The organism is Streptomyces aurantiogriseus, assembly GCF_014649375.1.
GTDB lineage: Bacteria > Actinomycetota > Actinomycetes > Streptomycetales > Streptomycetaceae > Streptomyces > Streptomyces aurantiogriseus.
In genome coordinates this window covers 192,650-217,469 of the sequence record NZ_BMSX01000010.1, presented here as the reverse complement: position 1 = coordinate 217,469, position 24,820 = coordinate 192,650, and the positions used below count along the sequence as shown (strand labels likewise).

17 protein-coding genes are annotated in these 24,820 nt (G+C 70.8%); 13 read left to right on the top strand and 4 right to left on the bottom strand.

What is annotated here, in order from left to right; all coding sequences use genetic code 11:
• Positions 1–267: 267 nt before the first annotated feature.
• On the bottom strand, positions 268–2,433 hold the full coding sequence (locus IE263_RS22230) for a RecQ family ATP-dependent DNA helicase (protein WP_189939343.1): 2,166 nt from the start codon (positions 2,431–2,433) through the stop codon (positions 268–270).
• Positions 2,434–2,561: 128 nt separating this feature from the next.
• Between IE263_RS22230 and IE263_RS22225 the strand changes: the two genes are divergently transcribed.
• The 7 genes from IE263_RS22225 to IE263_RS22195 all read left to right on the top strand — a co-directional run bounded on the left by IE263_RS22225 (position 2,562) and on the right by IE263_RS22195 (position 14,304).
• A complete protein-coding gene (locus IE263_RS22225) occupies positions 2,562–4,310 on the top strand; it encodes a DUF4192 domain-containing protein (RefSeq protein ID WP_189939341.1) in 1,749 nt (582 codons plus the stop codon).
• Positions 4,311–4,959: 649 nt separating this feature from the next.
• The gene (locus tag IE263_RS22220; RefSeq protein ID WP_229911096.1) at positions 4,960–6,879 is read left to right on the top strand and encodes a glycogen debranching N-terminal domain-containing protein; all 1,920 of its coding nucleotides are present in this window, start codon (positions 4,960–4,962) and stop codon (positions 6,877–6,879) included.
• 131 nt (positions 6,880–7,010) lie between these two features.
• Positions 7,011–7,769, top strand: a complete 759-nt coding sequence (locus IE263_RS22215) for an NUDIX hydrolase (protein ID WP_189939337.1) — start codon at positions 7,011–7,013, stop codon at positions 7,767–7,769.
• 274 nt (positions 7,770–8,043) lie between these two features.
• Complete coding sequence (locus tag IE263_RS22210) at positions 8,044–10,299, top strand: ABC transporter ATP-binding protein (protein WP_189939335.1); 2,256 nt, start codon at positions 8,044–8,046, stop codon at positions 10,297–10,299.
• Positions 10,300–10,461: 162 nt separating this feature from the next.
• Positions 10,462–11,349: a FadR/GntR family transcriptional regulator gene (locus IE263_RS22205; protein ID WP_189939327.1), complete on the top strand. Its 888-nt coding sequence runs from the start codon at positions 10,462–10,464 to the stop codon at positions 11,347–11,349.
• Positions 11,350–11,775: 426 nt separating this feature from the next.
• A complete protein-coding gene (locus IE263_RS22200; RefSeq protein ID WP_189939325.1) occupies positions 11,776–13,317 on the top strand; it encodes an RNA polymerase sigma factor in 1,542 nt (513 codons plus the stop codon).
• Positions 13,318–13,452: 135 nt separating this feature from the next.
• Entirely contained in the window at positions 13,453–14,304 is an 852-nt protein-coding gene (locus IE263_RS22195) for a S1 family serine peptidase (RefSeq protein WP_189939323.1), read from the top strand.
• Between the two features lie 121 nt (positions 14,305–14,425).
• On the opposite strand, the gene IE263_RS22190 is transcribed toward IE263_RS22195, so the two are convergent.
• Positions 14,426–14,656: a DUF7455 domain-containing protein gene (locus IE263_RS22190; RefSeq protein WP_189939320.1), complete on the bottom strand. Its 231-nt coding sequence runs from the start codon at positions 14,654–14,656 to the stop codon at positions 14,426–14,428.
• Positions 14,657–15,100: 444 nt separating this feature from the next.
• Here IE263_RS22190 and IE263_RS22185 point away from each other — a divergent pair, with 444 nt between their 5' ends.
• From IE263_RS22185 to IE263_RS22160, 6 genes are all read left to right on the top strand, one after another.
• Positions 15,101–17,224: a DNA gyrase/topoisomerase IV subunit B gene (locus tag IE263_RS22185; RefSeq protein ID WP_189939319.1), complete on the top strand. Its 2,124-nt coding sequence runs from the start codon at positions 15,101–15,103 to the stop codon at positions 17,222–17,224.
• 511 nt (positions 17,225–17,735) lie between these two features.
• Positions 17,736–18,260, top strand: coding sequence for a DUF1453 family protein (locus IE263_RS22180; RefSeq protein WP_189939316.1), 525 nt, complete (start codon positions 17,736–17,738; stop codon positions 18,258–18,260).
• Entirely contained in the window at positions 18,257–19,408 is a 1,152-nt protein-coding gene (locus IE263_RS22175) for a sensor histidine kinase (protein ID WP_189939314.1), read from the top strand. Before IE263_RS22180 ends, IE263_RS22175 begins: the two co-directional genes overlap by 4 nt.
• Positions 19,405–20,088: a response regulator transcription factor gene (locus IE263_RS22170; RefSeq protein ID WP_189939313.1), complete on the top strand. Its 684-nt coding sequence runs from the start codon at positions 19,405–19,407 to the stop codon at positions 20,086–20,088. Before IE263_RS22175 ends, IE263_RS22170 begins: the two co-directional genes overlap by 4 nt.
• 88 nt (positions 20,089–20,176) lie before the next feature.
• Complete coding sequence (locus IE263_RS22165) at positions 20,177–20,743, top strand: DUF485 domain-containing protein (RefSeq protein WP_189939560.1); 567 nt, start codon at positions 20,177–20,179, stop codon at positions 20,741–20,743.
• Entirely contained in the window at positions 20,740–22,332 is a 1,593-nt protein-coding gene (locus tag IE263_RS22160) for a monocarboxylic acid transporter (protein WP_189939311.1), read from the top strand. The genes IE263_RS22165 and IE263_RS22160 overlap by 4 nt, the downstream gene beginning before the upstream one ends.
• A gap of 125 nt (positions 22,333–22,457) precedes the next feature.
• Here the strand turns inward: IE263_RS22160 and IE263_RS22155 are convergent, their stop codons facing one another.
• Together IE263_RS22155 and IE263_RS22150 are read right to left on the bottom strand one after the other, a co-directional pair.
• Entirely contained in the window at positions 22,458–23,138 is a 681-nt protein-coding gene (locus tag IE263_RS22155) for a response regulator (protein ID WP_189939309.1), read from the bottom strand.
• The gene (locus IE263_RS22150; protein ID WP_189939308.1) at positions 23,135–24,805 is read right to left on the bottom strand and encodes an ATP-binding protein; all 1,671 of its coding nucleotides are present in this window, start codon (positions 24,803–24,805) and stop codon (positions 23,135–23,137) included. Before IE263_RS22150 ends, IE263_RS22155 begins: the two co-directional genes overlap by 4 nt.
• Positions 24,806–24,820: the final 15 nt, after the last annotated feature.

The window sequence follows — 24,820 nt, the reverse complement described above, 5'->3', positions numbered from 1 at the left end:
GAGCGCACACCGCGGCAAAGCCCTACCGGACCACGGCGAGCCGTGCGGGGAGCGGACTTCAATTCTTCCTGTCGAACTTGGATGCGGCAACGAGCAATTGGGGCCACCGACCGTTATGTGACGGTGCATGTCTTATATCCCTACCCGATGATGATGCGGTGACGCGTGTGTCCGCCGTATACCCCTCGTTCACCTCCCATGGTGGCGGTGTTTCACGACATCGCGGCCGATGCGCGGCGAGTCGCCCCCGCCCCGCTCCATCAGGAGTCAGCCCTGCACGGCCAGAACCAGAGGCAACACGCCCTGCGCTCCCGCACGCCGGAGCATCCGGGCCGCGACCGCGAGGGTCCACCCGGTCTCGGTGTAGTCGTCCACGAGGAGCACCGGCCCCCGGGCCTCGGCCAGTGCGGAGGCGAGCGCGGGCGGCACCGCCAGCATGCCGTCGAGTGCCTTGAGGCGCTGGGCACTGTTGCTCCGGGAGACGGGCGAGGCATCACCGGTGTACTCCACGGTGCCCAGCAACGGCAGCCGGCCCACCTCCGCGATGCGTGCGCCCAGCGAGTGGATCAGCCGCGGTCGTGTGCGTGAGGCGACGGTGACCACGCCCGCCGGACGGGGCGGGGCGTCGGCCGCCCCGGAGGCCCAGCCGCCGGGGCCCTTGGCCCAGTCGGCCAGGACACCCACCACGGCCTTGGCCACATCGTCCGGGACAGGCCCGTCAGGTGCCGGAGCGGCCAGCAAGGGCCGGAGCCGGTTGCCCCAGCCGATGTCCGACAGACGCCCCAACGCCCGCCCCGTCGCCGCTTGTTCGCCGACCGGAATGCGCCCCTTGAGCTCCATGCCGATCGCGGGAAGGCCCGTGGGCCACATCCGGCGCGGCTCCACCTCGACGCCCGCACGGCCCAGGTCGACGCGCGCGGCGTCCAGCGCCGTCGCGGACGTCTGGGCGGTGTGGCGCGCACCCGCGCAGTTGTCACAGCGTCCACAGGGTTTGGCCCCGTCGTCGTCGAGCTGGCGCTGCAGGAACTCCATCCGGCAGCCGGTCGTCGACGCGTACTGGCGCATCGCCTCCTGCTCGGCCTTGCGTTGCCGCGCGACCCACTCGTACCGCTCGGTCTCATACGTCCAGGGCTGTCCGGTCGCGATCCAGCCACCCTTGACCCGCTTGACCGCCCCGTCCACGTCCAGCACTTTCAGCATGGTCTCCAGGCGGGAGCGGCGCAGCTCCACCAGGGGTTCCAGCGCGGGCAGCGACATGGGCCCGCCCGCGCGCGCGAGGACGTCGAGCGTGCGGCGGACGAGTTCCTCCGACGGGAAGGCGAGCGACGCGAAGTACTCCCAGATCGCCTCGTCCTCCTTCCCCGGCAGCAGGAGCACCTCCGCGTGCTTGACGCCGCGTCCGGCACGGCCCACCTGCTGGTAGTAGGCGATGGGGGAGGACGGGGAGCCGAGGTGCACGACGAAACCCAGGTCGGGCTTGTCGAACCCCATCCCGAGGGCGGAAGTGGCGACCAGGGCCTTGACCTTGTTGGCGAGCAGGTCGTCCTCGGCCTGCTGTCGGTCGGCGTTCTCCGTCCTGCCCGTGTAGGAGGCGACAGTGTGCCCGCGCTGTCGGAGGAAGGCGGTGACCTCCTCAGCGGCGGCCACGGTGAGCGTGTATATGATCCCGGAGCCCGGCAGCTCGTCCAGGTGGTCGGCGAGCCAGGCCATCCGGTGCGCTGCGTCCGGCAGCGGCAGCACGCCCAGGGTGAGGCTCTCGCGGTCGAGCGAGCCGCGCAGCACCAGGGCGTCCGAGGCTGCACCGGTGCCGAGCTGTTCGGCGACGTCGGCGGTCACGCGCGCGTTGGCGGTCGCAGTCGTCGCGAGCACGGGTACGCCCGACGGGAGGTCGGCGAGCATGGTCCGCAGTCGTCGGTAGTCGGGGCGGAAGTCGTGCCCCCAGTCGGAGATGCAGTGGGCCTCGTCGACCACGAGCAGTCCGGTCGTGGCGGCCAGTTCGGGCAGGACCTGGTCGCGGAAGTCCGGGTTGTTGAGCCGTTCGGGGCTGACCAGCAGGACGTCGACCTCGCCCGCGGCGATCTCGGCCCGGACGGTCTCCCACTCCTCGGTGTTCGAGGAGTTGATGGTCCGGGCGTGGATGCCGGCTCGCGCCGCGGCCTCGACCTGGTTGCGCATGAGGGCGAGCAGAGGGGAGACGATCACGGTGGGACCCGAGCCGCGGGCCCGGAGCAGCGAGGTCGCCACGAAATACACCGCGGACTTGCCCCAGCCCGTGCGCTGGACGACCAGGGCCCGGCGCCGGTCGGCGACCAGCGCCTCGATCGCCCGCCACTGGTCCTCGCGCAGCCGGGCCGAGCCGGTGGCGTCTCCGACCAGGCGGGCGAGGACGGTGTCGGCGTCGGCGCGGAGATCCGCGTTGCTCGTGTGCTCCATGCGTCCATACAACAGGACGGCACTGACAGTCCGGCCGGGGCGGCCGTGGACAGCCACTCTGACGTGTCCCTGATCGGACTTATCCACAGGCGCAAGCGGAACCGTGAGATCCGCGAGATCGTCCCTGCATGAGCAATCACAGCGAAACGACTGGATCCTTCGAAAACGGTGACATCACCGGCCGTGACGGATGTGACGGACCTGCGTCGTACGACGCAGCGGCCGCGTACGAGGGCCATGTCCCGTACGACGAGCGCGCGCCGTACACCGGAGGCCCCGCCGCGCATCAGGTCACCCTGCGTACCCCGGCCGAACTGGCCGACGCCCTTCCCTACCTGCTCGGGTACCGCCCCGAGGACAGCATCGTCCTGGTCGCCCTGCACGACCTGGGCGGACGGGGTCGGTTCGGCGGTCGGGCCCGACTCGGTATTCCCGCGCATCCGGACGACTGGGGCGCCGTGGCCCGGCAGCTCGCGCAGGGACTCGTGACGGGCAGCGAACGCAGGGGTGCCCGCCCCGCGCAGATGGTCGCCTACCTCTGCCAGGAACCGGCGAAGGGCGAGATGGGCCGCCAGGTCATGGAACGCCTGCAGCCCCTTGCCCAGCAGCTGCGAGTCGAATGCGGCCGACTCGACGTCCCGGTGATCGAGGCGCTGTGCATTTCCGACGGCCGTTTCTGGTCGTACTGCTGCGGGGGCGAGGGCTGTTGCCCGGACGAAGGAGTACCGATGGGCCTGCCCGGTACCTCCGTGCTGGCCGCGGCGGCCACCTACGCCGGGATCCAGGTCCGAGGCACTCTGCGGGAGTTGAGGGCCCGCCTGCTTCCCCTGGAGACCGGCCCCGCACTGGAACAGGAGGTCGCACTCGACACCGCCAGCAGGGCGCTGGTCCCCAGGATCCTCGACGACGACAGCCGCGCCGCCGTGGCGGAGGAGACGGTCGAGCTGGCCGGGCGGGTCCTGCGGCGCTTCGCCGAAGCGCCGCACGTGACCGGGGTCCTCATGGCGGACCACCGAGACGACCAACTGCTGGCACCCGACGAAGCCGCGGCTCTCATCCTCGGTCTCCAGGACCGCGTGACGCGCGACCGCGCGGCCGAGTGGATGGAGGGAGACGAGGCCGCTCCCGCGCTGCGCCTCTGGCGCGCGCTGGCACGCCGCTGCGTCGGCCCTTACGGAGAACACGCGGCGGCGCCTCTCACGCTCGCCGGCTGGGTCGCCTGGTCCAGCGGCGACGAGTTGGAAGCCAGGGAAGCCCTCGCCATGGCCCTGGGCGCGGATCCCGGTTACCTCTTCGCCCGCCTCCTGCACCAGGCATGCAACGAGGGACTCGACCCGGAATCGGTTCGACGGTGCCTGCGCGCCGAGCGGGAGGGGCGCGGGCGGAGGGCGGAGGCAGGGGGAGAACGGTCGCCCGACGTCGAGCCCGACGTCGAGAGCGGGGAGGGCAAGGAGCAGCGAGAGGGCGCGGCGCGCGCGGTACGGCTCGAGGGAGCGGATCGGGGCGATCAGGGCGACGGACTTCGTGACGCCGACCGGCCCGACGCGGCGACGGAGGCCGAAGAACCGGACCCGCGGAGCACGACCGCACGGGAGGCCGAGCCGACACCCGCACCGGCGGCGGGCCGCCGACGGCGCCGTACACGTTCCTCCGGTGCTCCCGGCGGTGGCCTCCCGCGAGCGGAGGCGGGCGAGAGGCCTGAATCGCGAGCCGACACCCTGCGCCCCCGTAGGCCGCGTGGCACCCATCCCGTCGTTTCCGGACGGGGTGAGTCCCGCCCGCCCACGCGTGCTGCGGGGAAAGCCGCCACGAGTCGCCGTGGCAGCTGCTCGGAAAGCGTGCAGCCGGACGGTGACGAAGTCAGGGAGAAGGGGTGAGACCCTGCTGGCACCACGCCCGGCGATGCCCTGATGCCTGCAGCCGCCGGTGTGCGCGGCTGGGCCCCTGCCCGGACGGGCCGGGCGACCCGATGTGGTCGGCCACGCTCGGAGGCCGGCCCACCCGCCCGACCTGCGCCGCCATTCGACGGGGCCTCCGCCTCCGGGCGTGACCTGGGGGAGCCCCGCTCCGTTCACCTGAGTGGCGGAACGCCTGCACAGGTGCGCCGCCACATCACACCAGCCCTGCCGGAGTCCTCCGCCGGCGTGACCATGCCCGAGGCGCACAGAGAGCAGAAGAAGTCACCGCATGCATCAGCCGACTCCGCCCTCCACCGCCGGGGGACGCTCCGTCCTCGACAGGTTCGTGCCAGTCCCCGGGGCAGGTGCCGACCTGCCGCCCACGGACGGGCCCGGACGCCCCGGGACCGGATCCCCGAGCAGCAGCGACGCCCGGCGCGCCGCCCCAGCCGTCGGCTCGGAGGGAGCTCCACGCCCGCCCGAAGGCCAGGGGACCCGTGACATGTCCCCCTTGCCGCCACCGGGCACAGCGCGGCGCCCTGCTTCTGGCTCAGCGAAAGGCGCCGCGCCACCGGGCCCGCCGGCGACACCGCGCCGCTCCACCGACCTGCCTTCCACCCATGCGGCGATGATCTGCGTTGCCCTGCCGAGCCTCGCCATCTCCACGGAGCAGGGGCAATTGTCCGGTCGTGGACTGGAGGGGTACTACCGGGCAGGGCGGCGTGTGCTGTCCCGGTGCCAGGTGCGGGTGGCCGGACGCGAACCACTGGTTGTCCAGGCCCGGATGGTCGCGGCTGACCGTGTCCGATTCGTCGGCACCCTGCGGGTCACCCCTCACGGAGGTCCGGACCCGGACGTCGTTGTCGAGTGGACCCGCTCCGCGGATGGTACGGAGCGGATCACACTGCGCAGTGCCGCCCTGCGTCCGCTGCGCCTGCCGGTGGAGGTGGCCCTGGGCACGGACCTCGCCGACCTCGGGGCCATCGCGGCCGGTGCCGTCGGGCCCGAGCTGACCGCCAGCGTCCATGACGCCGGCCTGCGCTGGTCCTGCGCCACGGGGACCTCGTGCGTCACGGCCGACCCACCGCCCGCCGACGCGCTCGCCTCCGCGGGACTTCTGCGCTGGCACTTCGACGTGCCACCCGGCGGCAGCGTGACCGTGGAGCTGCGCGTGCGCCTGGACAGCGCGGGCCCGGTCCGGGCCATGGGCCGCGCGGCGACGAGTCCCTTGGCTCCGGCACGGGCGACGGGGGACGACCCCCGCGTCCCCGTGCTCTTGAGGACGAGCGTCGAGGACCTGCAGGCACTGTTGGTCCGCGACCCGACACACCCCATGGACACGCACCTCGCGGCAGGGGCACCGTGGCGCTGCGGCCTGGCCCCGGCCGAGGCCCTCGCCGCGGCCCGGATGACGCTGCCCCTCGGCACCCGGCTCGCCGCAGGCACGCTCCGCACCCTCTCCCGCACCCAGGTCTCGGGCGGAGGGCCGCAGTCCGGCCTGATCCCCGGACCGAGGCGGGACGCGGGCGCACACCTCCCGCCGGGCTGCACGGGAACGGAGGCCACCCTGCTCTTCCCGGTACTCCTCGCGGAGGCCCGTCGATGGGGACTGCCCGACCAGGAGACGGAGGAACTGATGCCGGCGGCCGAGCGCTGCCTGTCCTGGCTACGAGCAGCCGTGGGCGAGGGCCCTTACCTGCGTGATCCCCAACCCGGCGGTCCCGTCCGCTGCGAGACCCAGGCCCATGCCCACCGCGCGGCACTGCTCGGCTCCGACCTGCTCGACGCCTTCGGCAGACCGGGCGGAGGCGGCCTGCGGGACTGGGCACACAGACTGCGGGCCGCGTTCCGGCAGGACTTCTGGATCGACGATCGGGGCGGCGGCCGGCCCGCCGCCGCCCGCACTCCGGACGGTCGGTCCCTGCCGCACCTGGGCGCGACCACGGTCCACCTGCTCGACACGGGTCTGCTGGGCGGCGGCGAGCACGCTCCCGGGCTGCTGGACAAGGTGCAGACAGAACAGCTCGCCCGGCTCCTCGGCAGCCCGGCGATGGACTCGGGCTGGGGGCTGCGTGGGCTGGGCGCGAAGGAGACGGGCTACAACGCCTTCGGGCACCGCAGCGGTGCCGTACGGGTTCACGAGACGGCGATCGCCGTTGCGGGCCTCACCGCCGCGGGCTACGAGAAGGAGGCCGGTTCGCTGCTGCGGGGCGTACTGGCTGCGGCCGAGGCCTTCGGCCATCGCCTTCCCGAGATGTACGCGGGTGAGCAGCGTACCGAGGGGAGCGCTCCACTGCCGCACCCGGCCGCCTGCCGCCCCGCCGCCACCGCCGCCGCCTCGGGGGTCCTGCTGCTGACCACTCTGGCGGGCATCCGTCCCGATGCCCCGGCCGGGACGGTCACCCTGCGTCCCATGGACAGCGCGCCCCTCGGCGAGATCGGTCTGACCGGACTGCGGGTCGCGGGCGCCCCCTTTTCCGTACGGATCAGCCGCCTCGGACTCGCCATGGTCGAGGAAGCGACCGACGGACTGCAACTGGGAGTGTGACCTCGCATGACGCGGAACAGGGCGGCAACCGGGGCGCAACGGTGACAGCCGTGCCGAACCGGAGTGGATCAGACACTGAAGCGGCCCGTGAATGGAGTGTTTATCGTCAGGAAGACGACTATGATCGCCGCATGCCCTACGACCCGTCAGCCTTTCCGCCTTTCGCCGTCACCGTGGACCTGGTCGTGCTGACCGTGCGCCGCCATGCCCTGTGTGCGCTGGCGGTGCGCAGGGGCGAGCCGCCGTTCCAGGGGCGGTGGGCTCTCCCGGGCGGCTTCGTACGGGCCGACGAGGACCTCGCCCAGGCCGCGGCGCGGGAGCTGGCCGAGGAGACCGGACTGCGCGCCCACGACCCTTCCACCCCGGCCCAGGACAACGGCGCCCATCTGGAACAGCTCGCTACCTACGGCGACCCCAAGCGTGACCCCCGGATGCGGGTCGTCAGCGTCGCCCACCTCGCGCTCGCCCCCGACCTGCCTGCTCCGAGAGCCGGCGGCGACGCCAGCAACGCGCGCTGGGCACCGGTCGAGGAACTGCTGCAACAGGGCGGTTACGGCCGTGACGGCGAACCGGTCGCACCGCTCGCCTTCGACCATGCCCAGATCCTCGCGGACGGGGTGGAACGCGCCCGCTCCAAGATCGAGTACTCCTCGCTGGCGACCGCGTTCTGCCCCACCGAGTTCACCGTCGGCGAGCTGCGCCGCGTCTACGAAGCGGTGTGGGGCGTGGCGCTGGACCCGCGCAACTTCCACCGCAAGGTGACGGGGACCCCTGGCTTCCTGGTCCCCACGGGCGGCACCACCACACGGCAGGGCGGCCGCCCGGCCCAGCTCTTCCGTGCTGGCGGCGCGACCCTGCTCAACCCGCCGATGCTGCGGCCCGAAGTGTGATGCCGGCGCCCCGCGACCACTGACCGTCGCGTGCCGGCTCGGGCGGCACACTTGCCGATTCCCCTTGGCGGCCAGGGTGGTTGGCGTCGGCGACTTGGACCATCGGGGCTTCGATGCTGCCCCGGCCGTTCCCGCACGCGGTCGGCTGACGGTCCCGGCGGCCCGGGCTCCCGCTCAGGTGACGACGGACAGGCATGCGTCCACGTCGATCACGGCCGCACAGCCCGTCGTGCGATACCTGAAAAACCGGACATAGCGCGCTATCTTGCTACGGGTGATCCAGGCCTTCGGACTGACCAGCAATCCCCGCAAGGAGCTTCCGCCCGCCCTCGACGATGTCTCCTTCGAGGCGCGCGCCGGTCGCGTCACCGTGCTGCTCGGCGCGCCGGGCGCGGGCAAGACCACTGCGCTGAGGCTCATTCTCGAACTCCAACAGGGCCGCGGTGTCACCTACTTCAGAGGTCGGCCCTTGCACCGCATTGCCCATCCCTCACGCGAGGTCGGCATCCTCCTGGGCGACGTGCCGGGGCATCCGGCCCGTACCGTCCGTGGCCACCTGCGCATGCTGTGCGCCGCCGCAGGCGTCCCGGTCCGGCGGGCCGACGAAGTCCTCGAAGTCGTCGGTCTGGTCAGCCTGCGCGACGAGCGCCTCGGCACGCTGTCCCGTGGCATGGACCGCCGGCTCGGCCTCGCCTGCGCCCTCCTCGCCGACCCGCACACCCTCGTGCTCGACGACCCGGCCGACGGGCTCTCCGAGCGCGAAAGTCGTTGGCTGCACGGCATGCTGCGCGCGCACGCGGCCCAGGGCGGCACGGTCCTGTCGACCACGTCCGACCCCAAGGAGGCCGCTCGCATCGCCGACCGGGTCGTCACCCTGGACGAGGGCAGGCTCGTCGCCGACCAGGAGGCCACGGACTTCGCCCGCACCCGGCTGCGGCCCCGTATCGCCGTCCGCAGCCCCCATGCCGCCCGTCTGGCCGCGTTGCTCACCAAGGAGGCGCGCACCGCGCAGCGTTCCGTCGAGGTCGTGCAAGAAGACGGCAACCGGCTCTCCGTTTACGGCAGTACATGCGCCGACGTGGGCGAGACGGCGTTCCGGCATGGCATCCTCGTCCACCAACTCGCCGACGAGGTGGGCGACATGGGACCGGGAGCCGGAGACGAGCTCATGGAGGCCCAGGAAGACGGCCGCTCGGCGAGCAAAGCTCGAGAAGCCGTTGCCATCGGCGCGCCGCACACGCCGGAGGCCGAACCAGCGTCCTCGCCCGTGCCGCGCCAGCCGATGGAGCGATCGCCCAGAGGTACGGAGCCAACCCCGGACGAAACCCTGGCAGAGCCCGCCGCGTCGAATGCCGACGACACAGCCTCCGGCAACCCACGCACGGAGCTCATCCCCGCCGTCGCCGAAAGACGACCCGATGCCGACGAGGCACCATCCAGTGCCGCCGACGGTGCCCAGCCCTCCACCGCCGGCCAAGCCCAGCCGCCCTCCACCGCCGGCCAAGCGCAGCGGCCTTTCCCTGCCGGCCAAGCCCAGCCACCCTCCACCGCCGACCAATCGCAGCCGTCCTCCGATCAGGATCCGCAGCCCGCCGCCGACACAGCCACGCTCGCGGATGCCCCTGTCGACCGCCCCCGCCGGCCCGTGGAGGCCCCCACGCGAGCCGGCCACCCCTCCCGCAAGAACGCCCACCACCTCACGTCACCCCGAACTCTCAGGCCCTTGCCTGCTCTCCCACCTCCCATCTCCGTCCGCCCAGCCCCCAGCCCTCTCCGGCCCCTCCGCTACGAACTCCGCCGTGCCACCGGCATCAGCACGGGCTTCGTCACCGTCGTCGTCGTGCTGCTCGTCTCCGCCCTCACCGCGCTCCTCCTGGCCCGCATGGGCCACACCTCGCAGTCGCGACTGCTGGCAGCCTGGCCCGTGGAACTGCCGCTGCCGCCTGCGGCGCTCGGTGCGGGGCTGCTCGGTGCGCTCGCTTTCGGTGACGAGTTCCGCCACCCCGCCCTGGCCGCGGACCGCGGCACCGTGCCCCGCAGGCTGGGCCTGCTGACCGCGAAGCTCCTCGTCACCGCGTTCACAGCGCTGATGCTGGCCTTCCTCACCGTGGGGTGCGACGCCGAAGTGCTCTACCTCGTCTACGGACGGGAGCTCACACAGGTTCCCGCGGACTGGCTTCGGCTGAGCGCGAGTTGGATCGCACTCGTGATCGGCTGTGCCTGGGCCGGTGTCCTGGCGGCAGGTGTCTTCCGGTCCACCACGGCCGGACTCGCCGCGGTCGTCGCCGTGCCGGTGGTGGGCGTACCTCTCGTGCAGAAGGCCGTGGAGAGTGCGTCCGTGCGGGCGGCGGCAGGGTTTTCGGTGCGGTTGCGTGAGGTGTTCCTGTTGCAGTGGCCCTTCGGGGGAGAGCGCTATCTGGCCGCCGCGGTACGTGTGATCGCTCAACCGGTGGGCTGGGCACTGGCGTTGTTGCTGACCGCCCTGCTGTGTGCGTATCTGCTCTCGACCCTGCGAAGCAGGGTCCGATGACGACCGTCCGTACCCATCCGGTCCTGGCTTGTGTGCAACTCCCCGCAGAAAGCACATTTCTTTCCGATAAGGCGTCAATTGCGATGGGGTGAGCGATCACCCTTTCGTGTGCTTTTCACCAAAGACCTCAAGGGAGTTGGAGGCGGCGCCGACAAAGGATCCGTGAGTACCCTTGCGCACACCATGATGACCGCCGCCCGCTCCGCCGACTCCGGTCTGGCCGGCCCGGGCGAACTCGACCGCTACCCCTACGCCGAGGCCCCTGCCGCCGACCGCGTCGGAGCTCCCGTCTGGGAGGGCGCGGACCCCGAGCTGGGCCGTGTGGGCCGACGCGCCGCGGGCAGCCGCGGGCGCGGGTTGCACGGCCAACTCGTCCAGCAGCTGGGCCAGATGATCGTCTCCGGCGATCTGGGCGCCGACCGCCCGCTCGTGCCCGAGGAGATCGGCCAGCGCTTCGAGGTCTCCCGCACCGTCGTCCGTGAGTCGCTCCGTGTCCTGGAGGCCAAGGGACTGGTCAGCGCCCGGCCGAACGTCGGCACGCGCGTGCGTCCCGTGAGCGACTGGAACCTCCTCGACCCGGACATCATCGAGTGGCGGGCCTTCGGTCCACAGCGCGACGACCAGCGGCGCGAGCTGAGCGAGCTGCGCTGGACGATCGAGCCGCTCGCCGCCCGCCTTGCCGCCGGGCACGGGCGTGAGGACGTCCAGCAGCGGCTGGCCGACATGGTCGAGATCATGGGGCATGCCATGGGGCAGGGTGATGCGCTCACCTACTCCCGGGCCGACGCGGAGTTCCATTCGTTGCTCATCCAGATCGCGGGCAATCGCATGCTGGAGCACCTTTCCGGAATCGTGTCGGCCGCCCTCCAGGTGTCCGGTGGCCCGGTCACGGGCTGTGACCGGCCGAGCGAGGTGTCTCTGGCGCACCACGGCAGAATCGTCGACGCCCTGGCCGCGGGCGACGGCGCCGGGGCGGAGGCGGCGATGCGCCAGCTGCTCACCGTCCATCCCGAGGTGGAGCGCGTCGTTCCTGCGCCGCGCGAGCACTGAGCGCAGCCGCCGACGGTGCGGCCGGGGATGTCTTCCCCCTCCTGTGTCATCCCTCGGCCGGTTCCCCGCCTCCCGTCGGACCCCGCAGGACCCGATCATGGGCCTGCGGGGTCCGACGGTGCGACAGGCGGGTTGGGTCGCAGCGGCGTGGGTAGACGTCGCGGGTGACCTCATCTGCCCGTGTCTGACCGTTTTTGAACGCTTACGGGGTGTGACTCGGGCCACGAAGATTAGGCGTAACGCTCGTGGGAACAACGCGATGACCTAAGAGGTGACAGCCGCGGAGGGAATACAGACGCCGTTCAAGGCGCTGTGGAACTTCCCGGCCCCTGCCCGCGCCGTCGGCCCACCCCCAGGCCGGTGGTCGGCTCCTGTCCACAATGGACGGGGCCGGAAGCCGTTTTCCAACGTTCCGAGAGGTTGTTCGTGTCGGCCAGCACATCCCGTACGCTCCCGCCGGAGATCGCCGAGTCCGTCTCTGTCATGGCGCTCATTGAGCGGGGAAAGGCTGAGGGGCAGATCGCCGGCGACGATGTGCGTCGGGCCTTCGAAGCTGACCAGATTCCGGCCACTCAGTGGAAGAACGTACTGCGCAGCCTCAACCAGATCCTCGAGGAAGAGGGTGTGACGCTGATGGTCAGTGCCGCGGAGCCCAAGCGCACCCGAAAGAGCGTCGCAGCGAAGAGTCCGGCCAAGCGCACCGCCACCAAGACGGTCGCGGCGAAGACGGTGACCACCAGGAAGGCCACCGCCAGCACCCCGGCCGCCCCGGCCGTACCCGCTGTGGACGACCCCGCAGAGGAAGCCGCCCCCGCGAAGAAGGCGGCTGCCAAGAAGACGACCGCCAAGAAGGCGGCCGCGAAGAAGGCCGCCCCCGCCAAGAAGACGGCGGCCAAGAAGACGACCGCCAAGAAGGACGACGTCGAGCTCCTCGAGGACGAGGTCCTGGAGGAGGCCCCGAAGGCGGGCGACGAGCCCGAGGGCGCCGAGAGCGCCGGCTTCGTCCTCTCCGACGAGGACGAGGACGACGCCCCCGCGCAGCAGGTCGCCGCGGCCGGCGCCACCGCCGACCCGGTCAAGGACTACCTCAAGCAGATCGGCAAGGTCCCCCTGCTCAATGCCGAGCAGGAGGTCGAACTCGCCAAGCGCATCGAGGCCGGTCTGTTCGCCGAGGACAAGCTGGCCAACGCCGACAAGCTCGCCCCCAAGCTCAAGCGCGAGCTGGAGATCATCGCCGAGGACGGCCGCCGCGCCAAGAACCACCTCCTGGAGGCCAACCTCCGTCTGGTGGTCTCCCTGGCCAAGCGCTACACCGGCCGCGGCATGCTCTTCCTGGACCTCATCCAGGAGGGCAACCTCGGTCTGATCCGCGCGGTCGAGAAGTTCGACTACACCAAGGGCTACAAGTTCTCCACGTACGCCACCTGGTGGATCCGCCAGGCGATCACCCGCGCCATGGCCGACCAGGCCCGCACCATCCGCATCCCGGTGCACATGGTCGAGGTCATCAACAAGCTCGCCCGTGTGCAGCGCCAGATGCTCCAGGACCTGGGCCGCGAGCCCACCCCGGAGGAGCTGGCCAAGGAGCTCGACATGACCCCGGAGAAGGTCATCGAGGTCCAGAAGTACGGCCGCGAGCCGATCTCGCTGCACACCCCGCTGGGTGAGGACGGCGACAGCGAGTTCGGTGACCTCATCGAGGACTCCGAGGCCGTCGTCCCGGCCGACGCGGTCAGCTTCACGCTCCTGCAGGAGCAGCTGCACTCCGTCCTCGACACCCTGTCGGAGCGCGAGGCGGGCGTCGTCTCGATGCGCTTCGGTCTCACCGACGGTCAGCCGAAGACCCTCGACGAGATCGGCAAGGTGTACGGCGTCACGCGCGAGCGGATCCGCCAGATCGAGTCCAAGACGATGTCGAAGCTGCGCCACCCGTCGCGTTCGCAGGTGCTGCGCGACTACCTCGACTGAGGCGCGGTCGTAGGACGACGTCGAAGGCCCGGCTCCCTCAGGGAGCCGGGCCTTCGGCATGGGCGCGCGGGTGCGCGCGGCCGTGAGCTGAATCACTCTGGGTGCCCATCGGTCATTCCAGAGTGAGGAGCGCGTATGCGTCGTCCCCTTGTCCGGGCTCTGACCCGGCCACTGGCCCTGGCGGCCGCGGCAATGGCGATACCGCTGGTCTCCGCCTCTCCGGCGGCCTCCGATGGCGTTGTCGTGGGTGGCTTCCCGGTCGATGTCTCCGTCAGCCCCTGGACCGTCGCATTGTCCAGCCGTGACCGGTTCGGAGGTATGCGGTCGGGGCAGTTCTGCGGGGGAGTGGTGGTCGGCCCCGCCACTGTGCTGACGGCGGCCCACTGTATGGCCAAGGAGGTCCTGGGCTCGCCACGGGTGACCGACTTGACGGTCGTCGCGGGCCGCACCGACCTCTACTCGGACGTGGGCCGAGAGATCCCCGTGGGTGAGGTGTGGGTGAATCCGGCCTACGACAGTTCCAGCAACTCCGGCGACTTCGCCGTGCTCAAGCTCACCGAGGCGCTGCCGCAGTCTTCGGTCATCGGCATGGCCGCAGCGGGCGATCCTGCGTACACGCCTGGAACGGAGGCCACGGTCTATGGCTGGGGCGACACCACGGGAATCGGTTCCTACGCGCACACCCTCAGGGCCGCTCGCCTCCATGTGCTGCCGGACAGCCACTGTGAGGCGGCGTATCCGGGGCCGGCCGAAGGCACGTATGAGGCGGAGACCATGGTGTGCGCCGGGGAGGTACGGGGCGGGCGCGATGCCTGCCAGGGCGACAGCGGCGGACCGCTGGTCGCACAGGGCCGACTGATCGGGCTCGTGTCATGGGGCAGCGGTTGCGGACGGCCGACGAGCCCCGGCGTCTACACGCGCGTGTCCGATCTCATGCGGGTACTGCGCTGGGACACCGGTTCTCGGGAGTCGAACGAGACCGCCTGACGGAGCGGTGCCGTGGGCTTCGCGTAACGAGCAACGAGTGTGGGCGGCCGCCCCTGGGAGCAGGGGCGGCCGCCCATGTGCCGGCCTGTGCCGGGTCTGGCTCGTCGTCGAACGCGAACGGTCAGCGCTCTTCGTCGGAGGCGGATGCGGGAACGGCCGTCAGCCGCTCCGTCTCGTCCTGTATCTCAGCGGCGATCTTCTTGAGTTCCGGCTCGAACTTGCGGCCGTGGTGGGCGCAGAAGAGCAGTTCTCCGCCGCTGAGCAGGACGACGCGCACGTACGCCTGTGCGCCGCAGCGGTCGCAGCGGTCAGCGGCCGTCAGCGGGCTCGCGGGGGTCAGAACAGTAGTCACGTCGCCTCTTCTCTAGCTCGACGAGCTGTCGTACCAGGGTCAACATCCAACCAGCCCCAAAACGTTCCCGCTCGTGGCTTCTCCTCGAAAAAAATCTTCCGAGGCGGCCGTCTGCTGCCGGTTTGGCGGCGAATGTGCCGTATTGCGTGTCTGTTGTGTCTTACGGTTTCGCGCTATCGGTCATGGTCAGGTCCCCCCGGCTGGATTGCCGGTTTGTTCATGAGGACGTGCCCGGAGCCTAAATGGTTCATGCCTCGAAGGGAACGTGATATGTACTTCACTCCATCGAGGGATCGAACACGCATGCGACCCTGGACTAGTGTGAGTTCCAGACGAGGGTGGCGTTACAACGGCTCTACCAGGCCTCGGTACCCTCTTGGCGGCGACCGAAGCCGCGCCCTTCCCCAGGAGGGCCCACCTGAAATTCAGCGAGGAGCGAACCGCGTGACCGCCGAGACGTCCGTGCCGTCCACAGCGCTGCTGGCAGGAGCAGACCGGGACGGTTCCAACTACACCGCGCGGCACCTGCTCGTCCTCGAGGGCCTCGAGGCCGTGCGCAAGCGCCCCGGTATGTACATCGGCTCGACCGACAGTCGTGGTCTGATGCACTGCCTGTGGGAGATCATCGACAACTCCGTCGACGAGGCCCTCGGTGATTACTGCGACCACATCGAGGTGATCCTCCACGACGACGGCTCGGTGGAGGTGCGCGACAACGGCCGGGGCATCCCCGTCGACGTCGAGCCCAAGACCGGTCTCTCCGGCATCGAGGTCGTCATGACCAAGCTGCACGCCGGCGGCAAGTTCGGCGGCGGTTCCTACGCCGCCTCGGGCGGTCTGCACGGCGTCGGTGCCTCCGTGGTGAACGCCCTGTCCGCCCGCCTGGACGTCGAAGTCGACCGTGGTGGGCACACGCACGCGATCAGCTTCCGCCGTGGTGTCCCCGGCGCGTTCGCGGCGGACGGACCGGACGCCAAGTTCGAGGCCAAGGGCGGTCTGCGCAAGACCAAGCGGATCCCCAAGACCCGCACCGGCACGCGCGTGCGGTACTGGGCCGACCGCCAGATCTTCCTGAAGGACGCCAAGCTCTCCCTGGAGACCCTCCACCAGCGCGCCCGACAGACCGCGTTCCTGGTGCCCGGCCTGACCATCGTCGTCCGCGACGAGTACGGCCTCGGTGAGGGCGGCAGCAAGGGCGAGGAGTCCTTCCGCTTCGACGGTGGCATCAGCGAGTTCTGCGAGTACCTGGCCACCGACAAGCCCGTCTGCGATGTCCTCCGCTTCACCGGACACGGCACGTTCAAGGAGACGGTCCCGGTACTGGACGACCACGGTCAGATGACCCCGACCGAGGTCACCCGCGAACTCGGCGTCGACGTGGCGCTGCGCTGGGGCACGGGTTACGACACGACGCTGCGGTCGTTCGTCAACATCATCGCCACCCCCAAGGGCGGCACCCACGTCGCCGGCTTCGAGCAGGCCGTCACCAAGACACTCAACGAGGTCCTGCGCGCCAAGAAGCTGCTGCGCGTCGCCGAGGACGACATCGTCAAGGACGACGCCCTGGAGGGTCTGACCGCCGTAGTCACCGTTCGTCTCGCCGAGCCGCAGTTCGAGGGCCAGACCAAGGAGGTCCTCGGCACCTCGGCGGCCCGCCGGATCGTGAACACCGTGATCTCCAAGGAGCTCAAGGCGTTCTTGACCTCCACGAAGCGGGACGCCGCGGCTCAGGCGCGGGTTGTCATGGAGAAGGCGGTCGCCGCCGCGCGCACGCGTATCGCGGCCCGTCAGCACAAGGACGCGCAGCGCCGGAAGACGGCCCTGGAGTCCTCGTCCCTGCCCGCCAAGCTCGCCGACTGCCGCAGCGACGACGTCGATCGCAGCGAACTGTTCATCGTCGAGGGGGACTCCGCGCTCGGTACGGCGAAGCTCGCCCGGAACTCCGAGTTCCAGGCATTGCTGCCGATCCGCGGCAAGATCCTCAACGTCCAGAAGTCGTCCGTGACCGACATGCTCAAGAACGCCGAGTGCGGCGCGATCATCCAGGTCATAGGAGCGGGCTCGGGACGGACCTTCGACATCGACGCGGCCCGCTACGGCAAGATCATTATGATGACCGATGCCGATGTGGACGGTTCCCACATCCGGTGCCTGCTGCTGACCCTGTTCCAGCGCTACATGCGGCCCATGGTGGAGGCCGGCCGGGTGTTCGCCGCCGTGCCGCCGCTGCACCGCATCGAGCTCATCCAGCCCAAGAAGGGCCAGGACAAGTACGTCTACACGTACTCGGACCGTGAACTGCGCGACAAGCTCATGGAGTTCCAGAGCAAGGGCATCCGGTACAAGGACTCCATCCAGCGCTACAAGGGCCTCGGCGAGATGGACGCCGACCAGCTGGCCGAGACGACGATGGACCCGCGCCATCGCACCCTGCGGCGGATCAACCTCTCCGACCTGGAGGCGGCGGAGCAGGTGTTCGACCTCCTCATGGGCAACGACGTGGCGCCGCGCAAGGAGTTCATCTCCAGCTCGGCGGCGACACTGGACCGCTCGCGCATCGACGCCTAGAGGCTGCGCCGGAGTTGGCGCCGGGCTGTTGCCGGGCAGTTTGGCCGGGGGCTCGAGCGGGGTGTTGCCGGGCGGCGCGGCCTGCGGGGCGTAGGTGGCCGGGCGTGGCCTGCCGGATCGGGTGAAGGGGCTGCTGGGCCTCCGGGGACGATCTGGACGTGCGGTGAGCCGGCGGCGGTAAGTGGACGGCGCCGGCGGGATGGTGGGGCGAGGCAAGCCGTGCCCCGACCCGCCACCCTTGCACGAGCTGGCAGGTTGGGTGCCGGGTGCCGGGTGCCGGGTGCCGGGTGCCGGGTGCTTGCCGACTTGGTGCTCTTCCGTGACGTGCCGTGTCGGCGGTGCTGACCAGCGGCGTTCCAACGCGGCTCCACCCGTGGGTGGAGAACCGAGCCTTCGTGGATCCACCCATGATCCACCCCCGCTCCGATCTGCGGGCCTGCGCGTTTCCGTAGCGTCGAAGGCGTCGGCGGCACTCGCTGCCGGCGGCTCCTTCCCGCGCACGGAGGCTGTGATGTCCGGGCTTGTCAACGCATTGCTGATCGTGGCCGTGGCCGCCCTGGTGATCGTGCGGCAGTTCCGCGCAAGCCGTGTCGACACCGATCGGCGCTGGTGGATTCTGCCCGGGGTCCTGGCCGTCATAGCTCTGCGCGAGCCCGACCTTCTCGATGCTCACCACCAGACCGCGTCGGCTCTGTTGCTGGTCACCGAACTGCTCGTCGGTCTGGCCACAGGAGCCGGCTGGGCCTGCACCACCCGCATATGGGCGGAGGCGGACGGTGCCGTCTGGAGCAGGAGCACCAAGGCGAGCGTGGCTGTCTGGGGCGCCGGCATCGGCTTGCGTGTCGGCCTCTACGCGTGCGGCGCGATGCTGGGCGTCCACCAGGACAGCTCGGCCATGTTGCTGGGACTCGCGGCCACCCTGCTGGTCCGCTCCGGGATCCTGATGTGGCGCGTGCAGTCCCTGAACCGGACGCCCGCGCAGACCACGGCATACGGTGACCACGTGCCCCGGTCCGCGTGGAAGGAGCGCGTGTGACGGAGAATGCCTGGACGCGCTGGCCTTCCAGGGAGGCGCTCGGCCGTGAGGGGATCCCGCGGCCGAGGCGCCTGTTGGCCTGGGCCGTGCGGTTGCTGGTGCTCGGTGTGCTGCTGTGGAGCGCCTTCCATGACAGTCGAGTCCATGGCTGGGGGACGGTCGCCGGTGTCGGCGGAGTCCTCCTGGCGGGCGCGCTGGTCTGGGCGTTCCTCCGGATGACACTCGAGCACCGACTGTGGCCGTCCCTGACGCTGATGGTCCTGCTGCTGGGGCTCACGGCCACCGCCCATGTCAGAGGCTTCGAGTCACCGGCCATCGTCCTGTGGTGCGGTTGTGCCATCGCGGCGCTGGAGCGACTGCCTCTGGCCGCCGCGCTGCCGCTGGCGTCGGTCGGACTCGCCTCGTTCGCTGCGGTCAACGGCGATGGATGGCTGACCACCGCCACCACCACCGGCGGACTGGCCCTCGCCGGGTACGCGCTGCGCCTGGACGCCGAGGCCCGGGGGAACGCCCAGCGGCTGCTCGCCCAGGAGAGAGCGGCGCGGGCGGCCGAGGCGGAGTCGGCCGCTCTGGCGGAGCGGGCCCGTATCACCCGGGAGATCCACGATGTGCTCGCCCACAGCCTGTCGGCGCAGCTCGTGCACCTGGAAGCTGCGCGGCTGCTGATCGAGCAGGACGCGGACCGGGACAAGATCCTCGAACGCGTGGTGGCGGCACGGGGCATGGCCCGCGACGGTCTCGACGAGACCCGGCAGGCGCTCTCTGCGCTGCGCGGCGAGCTGACGCCCCTGGAGGACTTCCTGACCGAACTCGTTCGCACGGTGGACAGTGCCGAGGTCACCGTCGGGGGTGAACGCAGAGCGCTGCCGGCCGAGGCGTCGCAAGCCGTGCGCAGGGTCGCCCAGGAAGCCCTGACGAATGCTCGCAAGCATGCGCCAGGGGCCAAGGTGCACCTGAAGTTGGAGTACGGACCACAGGAAGTGACCCTGGACGTACGGGATTCGGGGGGTTCGCCGGGTGAACTCGCCGAGGTGGGAAGCGGATACGGTCTGCTGGGCATGCGGGAGCGCGCCGAACTGCTGGGCGGCTCGCTCGAGGCCGGGCCGGACGAGGAAGGGTTCGTGGTGACGCTGAAGGTGCCTGTATGACGGAGGTGGCGGAGAGGAGGCCGGCCCGGGTCGTGGTCGCGGACGACCAGACCGTCGTCCGGGAAGGCATCGTGATGCTCCTCGGGTTGTTGCCGGGGATCGAAGTGGTGGGCGCCGCCGGGGACGGGGACGAGGCGGTGAAGCTGGTCGCCGAACTCGCCCCTGACGTGGTCCTGATGGATCTGCGCATGCCCCGGTGCGACGGGGTCGAGGCGACTCGGCGCATCCGGGCGGAGCATCCTGGCACACAGGTCGTGGTGCTCACGACGTTCGCGGACGACGACTCCCTGTTTCCCGCGCTGACAGCGGGGGCGCGGGGATACCTGACCAAGGACGCGGACGGGGACGAGATCGTGCGGGCCGTGCACAGCGTCCTGACCGGCGACGCGGGGCTGTCGCCGAGCGTCCAGCGGCGACTGTTGGAGCGGCTGTCGGCACCCGAGCCGAAGCCGGCGGCACCCGTCGATCCACCCGACGGGCTGACTACGAGGGAAACGGAGGTACTGGCCCTGATCGCCGAAGGTCTCAGCAACCAGGAGATCGCCCGAGAGCTGCATGTGTCCACCGCGACAGTGAAGACCCACATCAACAACCTGTTCGCCAAGACGGGGATCAAGGGACGTGCCCAGGCGGTGCGTTACGCGTACGGGAAGGGCGTGGTGCGGCCGCCGACGGGATGACGAGATGACGGGATGCTTGGTCACCTGATGGGGTGAAGAGCGCGGGGAAGAAGAGTCAGGGATCTGCCCGTTCTGTCCATCCTTGGGCATGCAGCCAAGCAATGGCCGTGCCCGTGGCAGCGGGCACGGTTCCGAGAGTTCGCATGACCAACGGCAAGGCCACGTTTCCGCGTTCGTGGGGGCGTCCGGAGACGTGCGGTACGAGGATCCGTGGTATGACGCGCTCGCCTCGGGCTGGGGCGAGTCGGGCAGCCTGAGTACGCCCGTGGTCGAGGTTCCGACAGCGCGTCGGGAGCGGGAGGACGGGGCCGTGGCGGCGGCCCAGGTCTACCTCGAGGTGCAGCGCAGTGCGGCCTTCCAGGAGGTGCGCGGCCGGTACCGGCGGTTTGTGGTCCCGGCGACCGTCGGCTTCTTCCTCTGGTACGTGGGGTACGTCGTGACCGCGACGACCGCGCCCGATTTCATGGCGCGGCCCGTGGCGGGTGCGGTGAACGTGGCGCTGCTCGCGGGGCTCGGGCAGTTCCTCAGCACATTCCTGCTCACCTGGGCCTACGCTCGGCATGCGCGGCTGCGCAGGGACCGTGCGGCGCTCGAAGTGCGTTGGGACACCCAGGAGCTGACGCGCGAGGCGCGAGGCGGCGGTGGTGCCTGGTGACCGGCAACCATCAGACGCTGGCGTTGCTGCTGTTCAGTGCCTTCGTCGCCGTGACCCTGGGGATCACGACATGGGTGAGCCGTGAGCGGCGGGGTTCGGCGGAGGAGTTCTACGCGGGCGGTCGGCTGTTCACGCCGATGGAGAACGGTTTCGCCATCGCGGGCGACTACATGTCGGCTGCCTCCTTCCTCGGTATCTCCGGGCTCATCGCGCTCTTCGGCTATGACGGGTTGCTGTACTCGGTGGGTTTCCTCGTGGCCTGGCTGGTGGTGCTGTTCCTCGTCGCCGAACTGGTGCGCAACTGCGGGCGGTTCACGCTGGCCGACGTGGTGGCGGCGCGGATGACCGAGCGGCCGGTGCGGATCGCGGCGGGAACCTCCTCGGTCACCGTGTCCGTTCTCTATCTGGTGGCGCAGATGGTCGGTGCGGGCAGCCTGGTCGCACTGCTCCTCGGCAAGACCGGCGAGGCGGCCCAGGCGTGGACGGTCATCGGTGTCGGTGCGCTCATGGTGATCTATGTGTCGTGGGGAGGGATGCGAGCCACCACGTGGATTCAGATCGTCAAGGCGGTGCTGCTGCTCGGTGGCACGGTCACGCTCACCGTGCTCGTCCTGGTGCGCTTCCACGGTGACGTCGACCGGCTGCTGCTCACGGCGGCGGAGCGCAGCGGGCACGGAGCCGCGTTTCTGGCGCCCGGGCTGAAGTACGGCGGGGACTGGACGGCGCGCTGCGACTTCATGAGCCTGGGGCTCGCGCTGGTGCTGGGCACGGCGGGGCTGCCGCACATCCTGTCCCGCTTCTACACCGTGCCGACCGCGCGGGCCGCGCGGCGTTCCGTCGTCTGGTCGATCGGGCTCATCGGCGGCTTCTACCTGATGACGATCGTCCTCGGCTTCGGCGCGGCGGCGATCGTCGGTTCGGACGCCGTACGCAGGTCGAACGCGGCCGGGAACACGGCGGTTCCCCTGCTGGCGCTCGACCTGGGCGGCGGGGCCGATTCCACGGGAGGAACGGTTCTGTTCGCGATCGTGGCAGCCGTCGCGTTCGCCACGATCCTCGCGGTGGTCGCCGGGATCACTCTCGCCTCCTCGGCGTCGGTGGCCCACGATCTGTACGCCTCCCTGCGGCGCAAGCACGCCGCAGCGCGCAGCGAAGTGGCGGTGGCGCGGATCGCCGCTGTCGGAATCGGCGCGATCGCCATCGGGCTGGGCCTGCTGGCCCGCGATCTCAACGTCGCCTTCCTCGTGGGCCTCGCCTTCGCCGTCGCCGCGTCCGCGAATCTGCCCGTCCTGCTGTACTCGCTGTTCTGGCGGGGCTTCACCACACGGGGCGCCGTGTGGGCGGTGTACGGCGGGCTGGTGCCGGCCCTGGTGCTCGTCCTGCTGTCGCCGGTGGTGTCGGGCAGTCCCCAGTCGCTCTTCCCGGACGTCGACTTCCAGTTCTTCCCGTTGCAGAACCCCGGCCTGGTCTCGATCCCGCTGGGCTTCCTCGCGGGCTGGCTCGGCACGGTCACCTCGACCGAGGTCGCCGACGAGGCCAAGCACGCGGAGACCGAGGTGCGGTCGCTGACGGGGGCGGGTGCTGCCTAGGGGCGGTTCAGGCGGGCCGGCGCCGGCGACAGGTGGTTCGGAACCCGGCCGATGGCCGAGAAGCCCTTGGGGCGGCGTACGTATTCAAGGAGGGACACGGTCTTCCCCGCCCTGGGGCCGTTTCCTCAGGCGCGGGTCGCCCACACGTAACGGTGTTCCGGGCGGCCCGCGTCACCGTACTTCAGGGTCAGGCGGGCCCTGCCCGTGCGTTCCAGGAGCTTGAGGTAGCGCTGGGCGGTCTGGCGGCTCACCCCGGTCCGGTCGGCGATCTCCTGGGCCGACAGGGGCCCTTGGGCGTTCATCAGGGACTGGCGTACGAGTTCGGCGGTGGTGGGGGAGTGCCCTTTGGGCAGCCCCGGCTCCGACGGGGCGGACAGCGCACCGAAGATGCGGTCGACGTCGGCCTGTTCGGCCTCACCGCCGCCGTCGAGCGTGCGGCGCAGCTCCGCGTACGCCTCCAGCTTGGCGCGCAGGCCCGCGAAGGCGAACGGCTTGACCAGGTACTGCAGGGCCCCCTGCCGCATCGCCGCCTGCACGGTCGAGACGTCCCGTGCGGCCGTCACCATGATCACGTCTGTCTGGTGACCGCGCCGGCGCATCTCCTGGACGACCTCCAGACCCGTCTCGTCGGGCAGGTAGTGGTCCAGCAGAACGAGGTCCAGGTGGGGCAGCAGCTCCAGCTGACGCAGCGCCTCGGCGGCGCTGTGCGCCTCGCCGGCGACATGGAAGCCCGGCACCTTCTCGACGTAGGCGGCGTTGACCTGGGCGACCCTGGTGTCGTCGTCCACGACCAGGACCTCGATCATCGCGACTCCTTCTCGACAGTGCTCTTCGCGGGTGCGGTCAGGGCGGGTTCCAGGTCGGGCTGGGCCAGCGCCTCGGGCAGGACGACGGTGAACTCGGCGCCGCCGCCGTGGGCTGCGTCGACCGACGCGCTTCCGCCCTGCCGCTCGGCGAGCCGGCGTACCAGCGAGAGCCCGATGCCGCGCTTGCCGTGGGCCGGCGGCTTCTTCGTGGACCAGCCCTCGGTGAAGACCGACTCGCGATGTTCCGCCGGGATCCCGGGTCCCGTGTCGCGTACCCGCAGAACGACGGTGCGTCCCTCGGTGCGCAGTTCGATCTCCACGCGCGCGTGCGGCGTGCCCGCGACGGCGTCGAGTGCGTTGTCCACCAGGTTGCCGACGATCGTGACCAGCCCGCGGGGGTCGACCAGCCGGTCGGGGAGCCGGGTGCGGTCGGAGACCCCCAGGGCGACACCGCGCTCGGCTGCGACGGTGGCCTTGCCGACCAGGAGGGCGGCGAGCAGCGGATCCTCGATCTTCTCGGTCACCTGTTCGGACGTTGCCCGGTGGTCGCCGACCACCTCGCCCACGAAGTCCACGGCGTCGTCGTACATCTCCAGTTCGAGCAGCCCGAGCAGGGTGTGCATGCGGTTGGCGTGCTCGTGGTCCTGGGCGCGCAGCGCGTCGATCAGGCCGCGTGTCGAGTCGAGTTCGCGGCCGAGCTGTTCCAGCTCGGTGCGGTCGCGCAGGGTGGACACGGCGCCGCCGTCGTCGGTGGGCATGCGGTTCGCGACCAGCACACGCTGCCCGCGGACGGTGAGGAGGTCCGTGCCGGTCACCCGGCCGGCCAGGACATCGGCCGTACGGCCCTCGCCGAGCGCCTCGTCGGGCGAGCGGCCCACCGCCTCGTCCCCGATGCCCAGGAGGCGCTGTGCCTCGTCGTTGAGCAGGCGGATGCGCCCGGCGCGGTCCAGGGCGACCACGCCTTCCCGGATGCCGTGCAGCATCGCCTCGCGCTCCGCCAGCAGCGCCGAGATGTCGGAGAAGGCCAGGTCACGGGTCTGCCGCTGGACCCGTCGGGAGATCAGCCAGGCGGCCAGCGCCCCCACGGCGAGCGCGCCTCCGGCGTAGGCGAACAGCCCGGGGATCGCGTGGATCAGCCGGGCGCGCACGCTGTCGTACTCGATGCCGACCGAGACCGCCCCGATGATTCTGCCGTCGCTGTCGTGCAGGGGCACCTTGCCGCGGGCCGAGCGGCCCAGGGTGCCGCTGTCGATCTCCATGACCTCCCGGCCGGCCAGGGCCTGGCTGGGATCCGTCGAGACGTGCCCGCCGACCTCCTCGGGATCGGTGTGCGACCAGCGCGTGCCGTGCAGGTCCATCACCACGACGTACTCGGCGCCGCTGGCCTTGCGGATCCGCTCCGCCTCCCGCTGCACCGGCCCCCCGACCGACGGCTGCGTGTGCTGCAGGTCCTCGGCGATCTGCGGCATCGCCGCCGTGGTCTGCGCGATGGCGAGGGCGCGGCGCATCGCCTGGTCGTCCAGCTGATGGCTGAGAGGGGCGAGGAACAGCCCCGTCGCGAGCACCACGACTCCCGCGGCGATGGCCAACTGCATCAGCAGGACCTGCGAGAACACGCGCCGGGGCATTCCGAGGCGCAGGCGGCGGACGGGGGGAGTGGGGCTCATACCCATGACGGTACG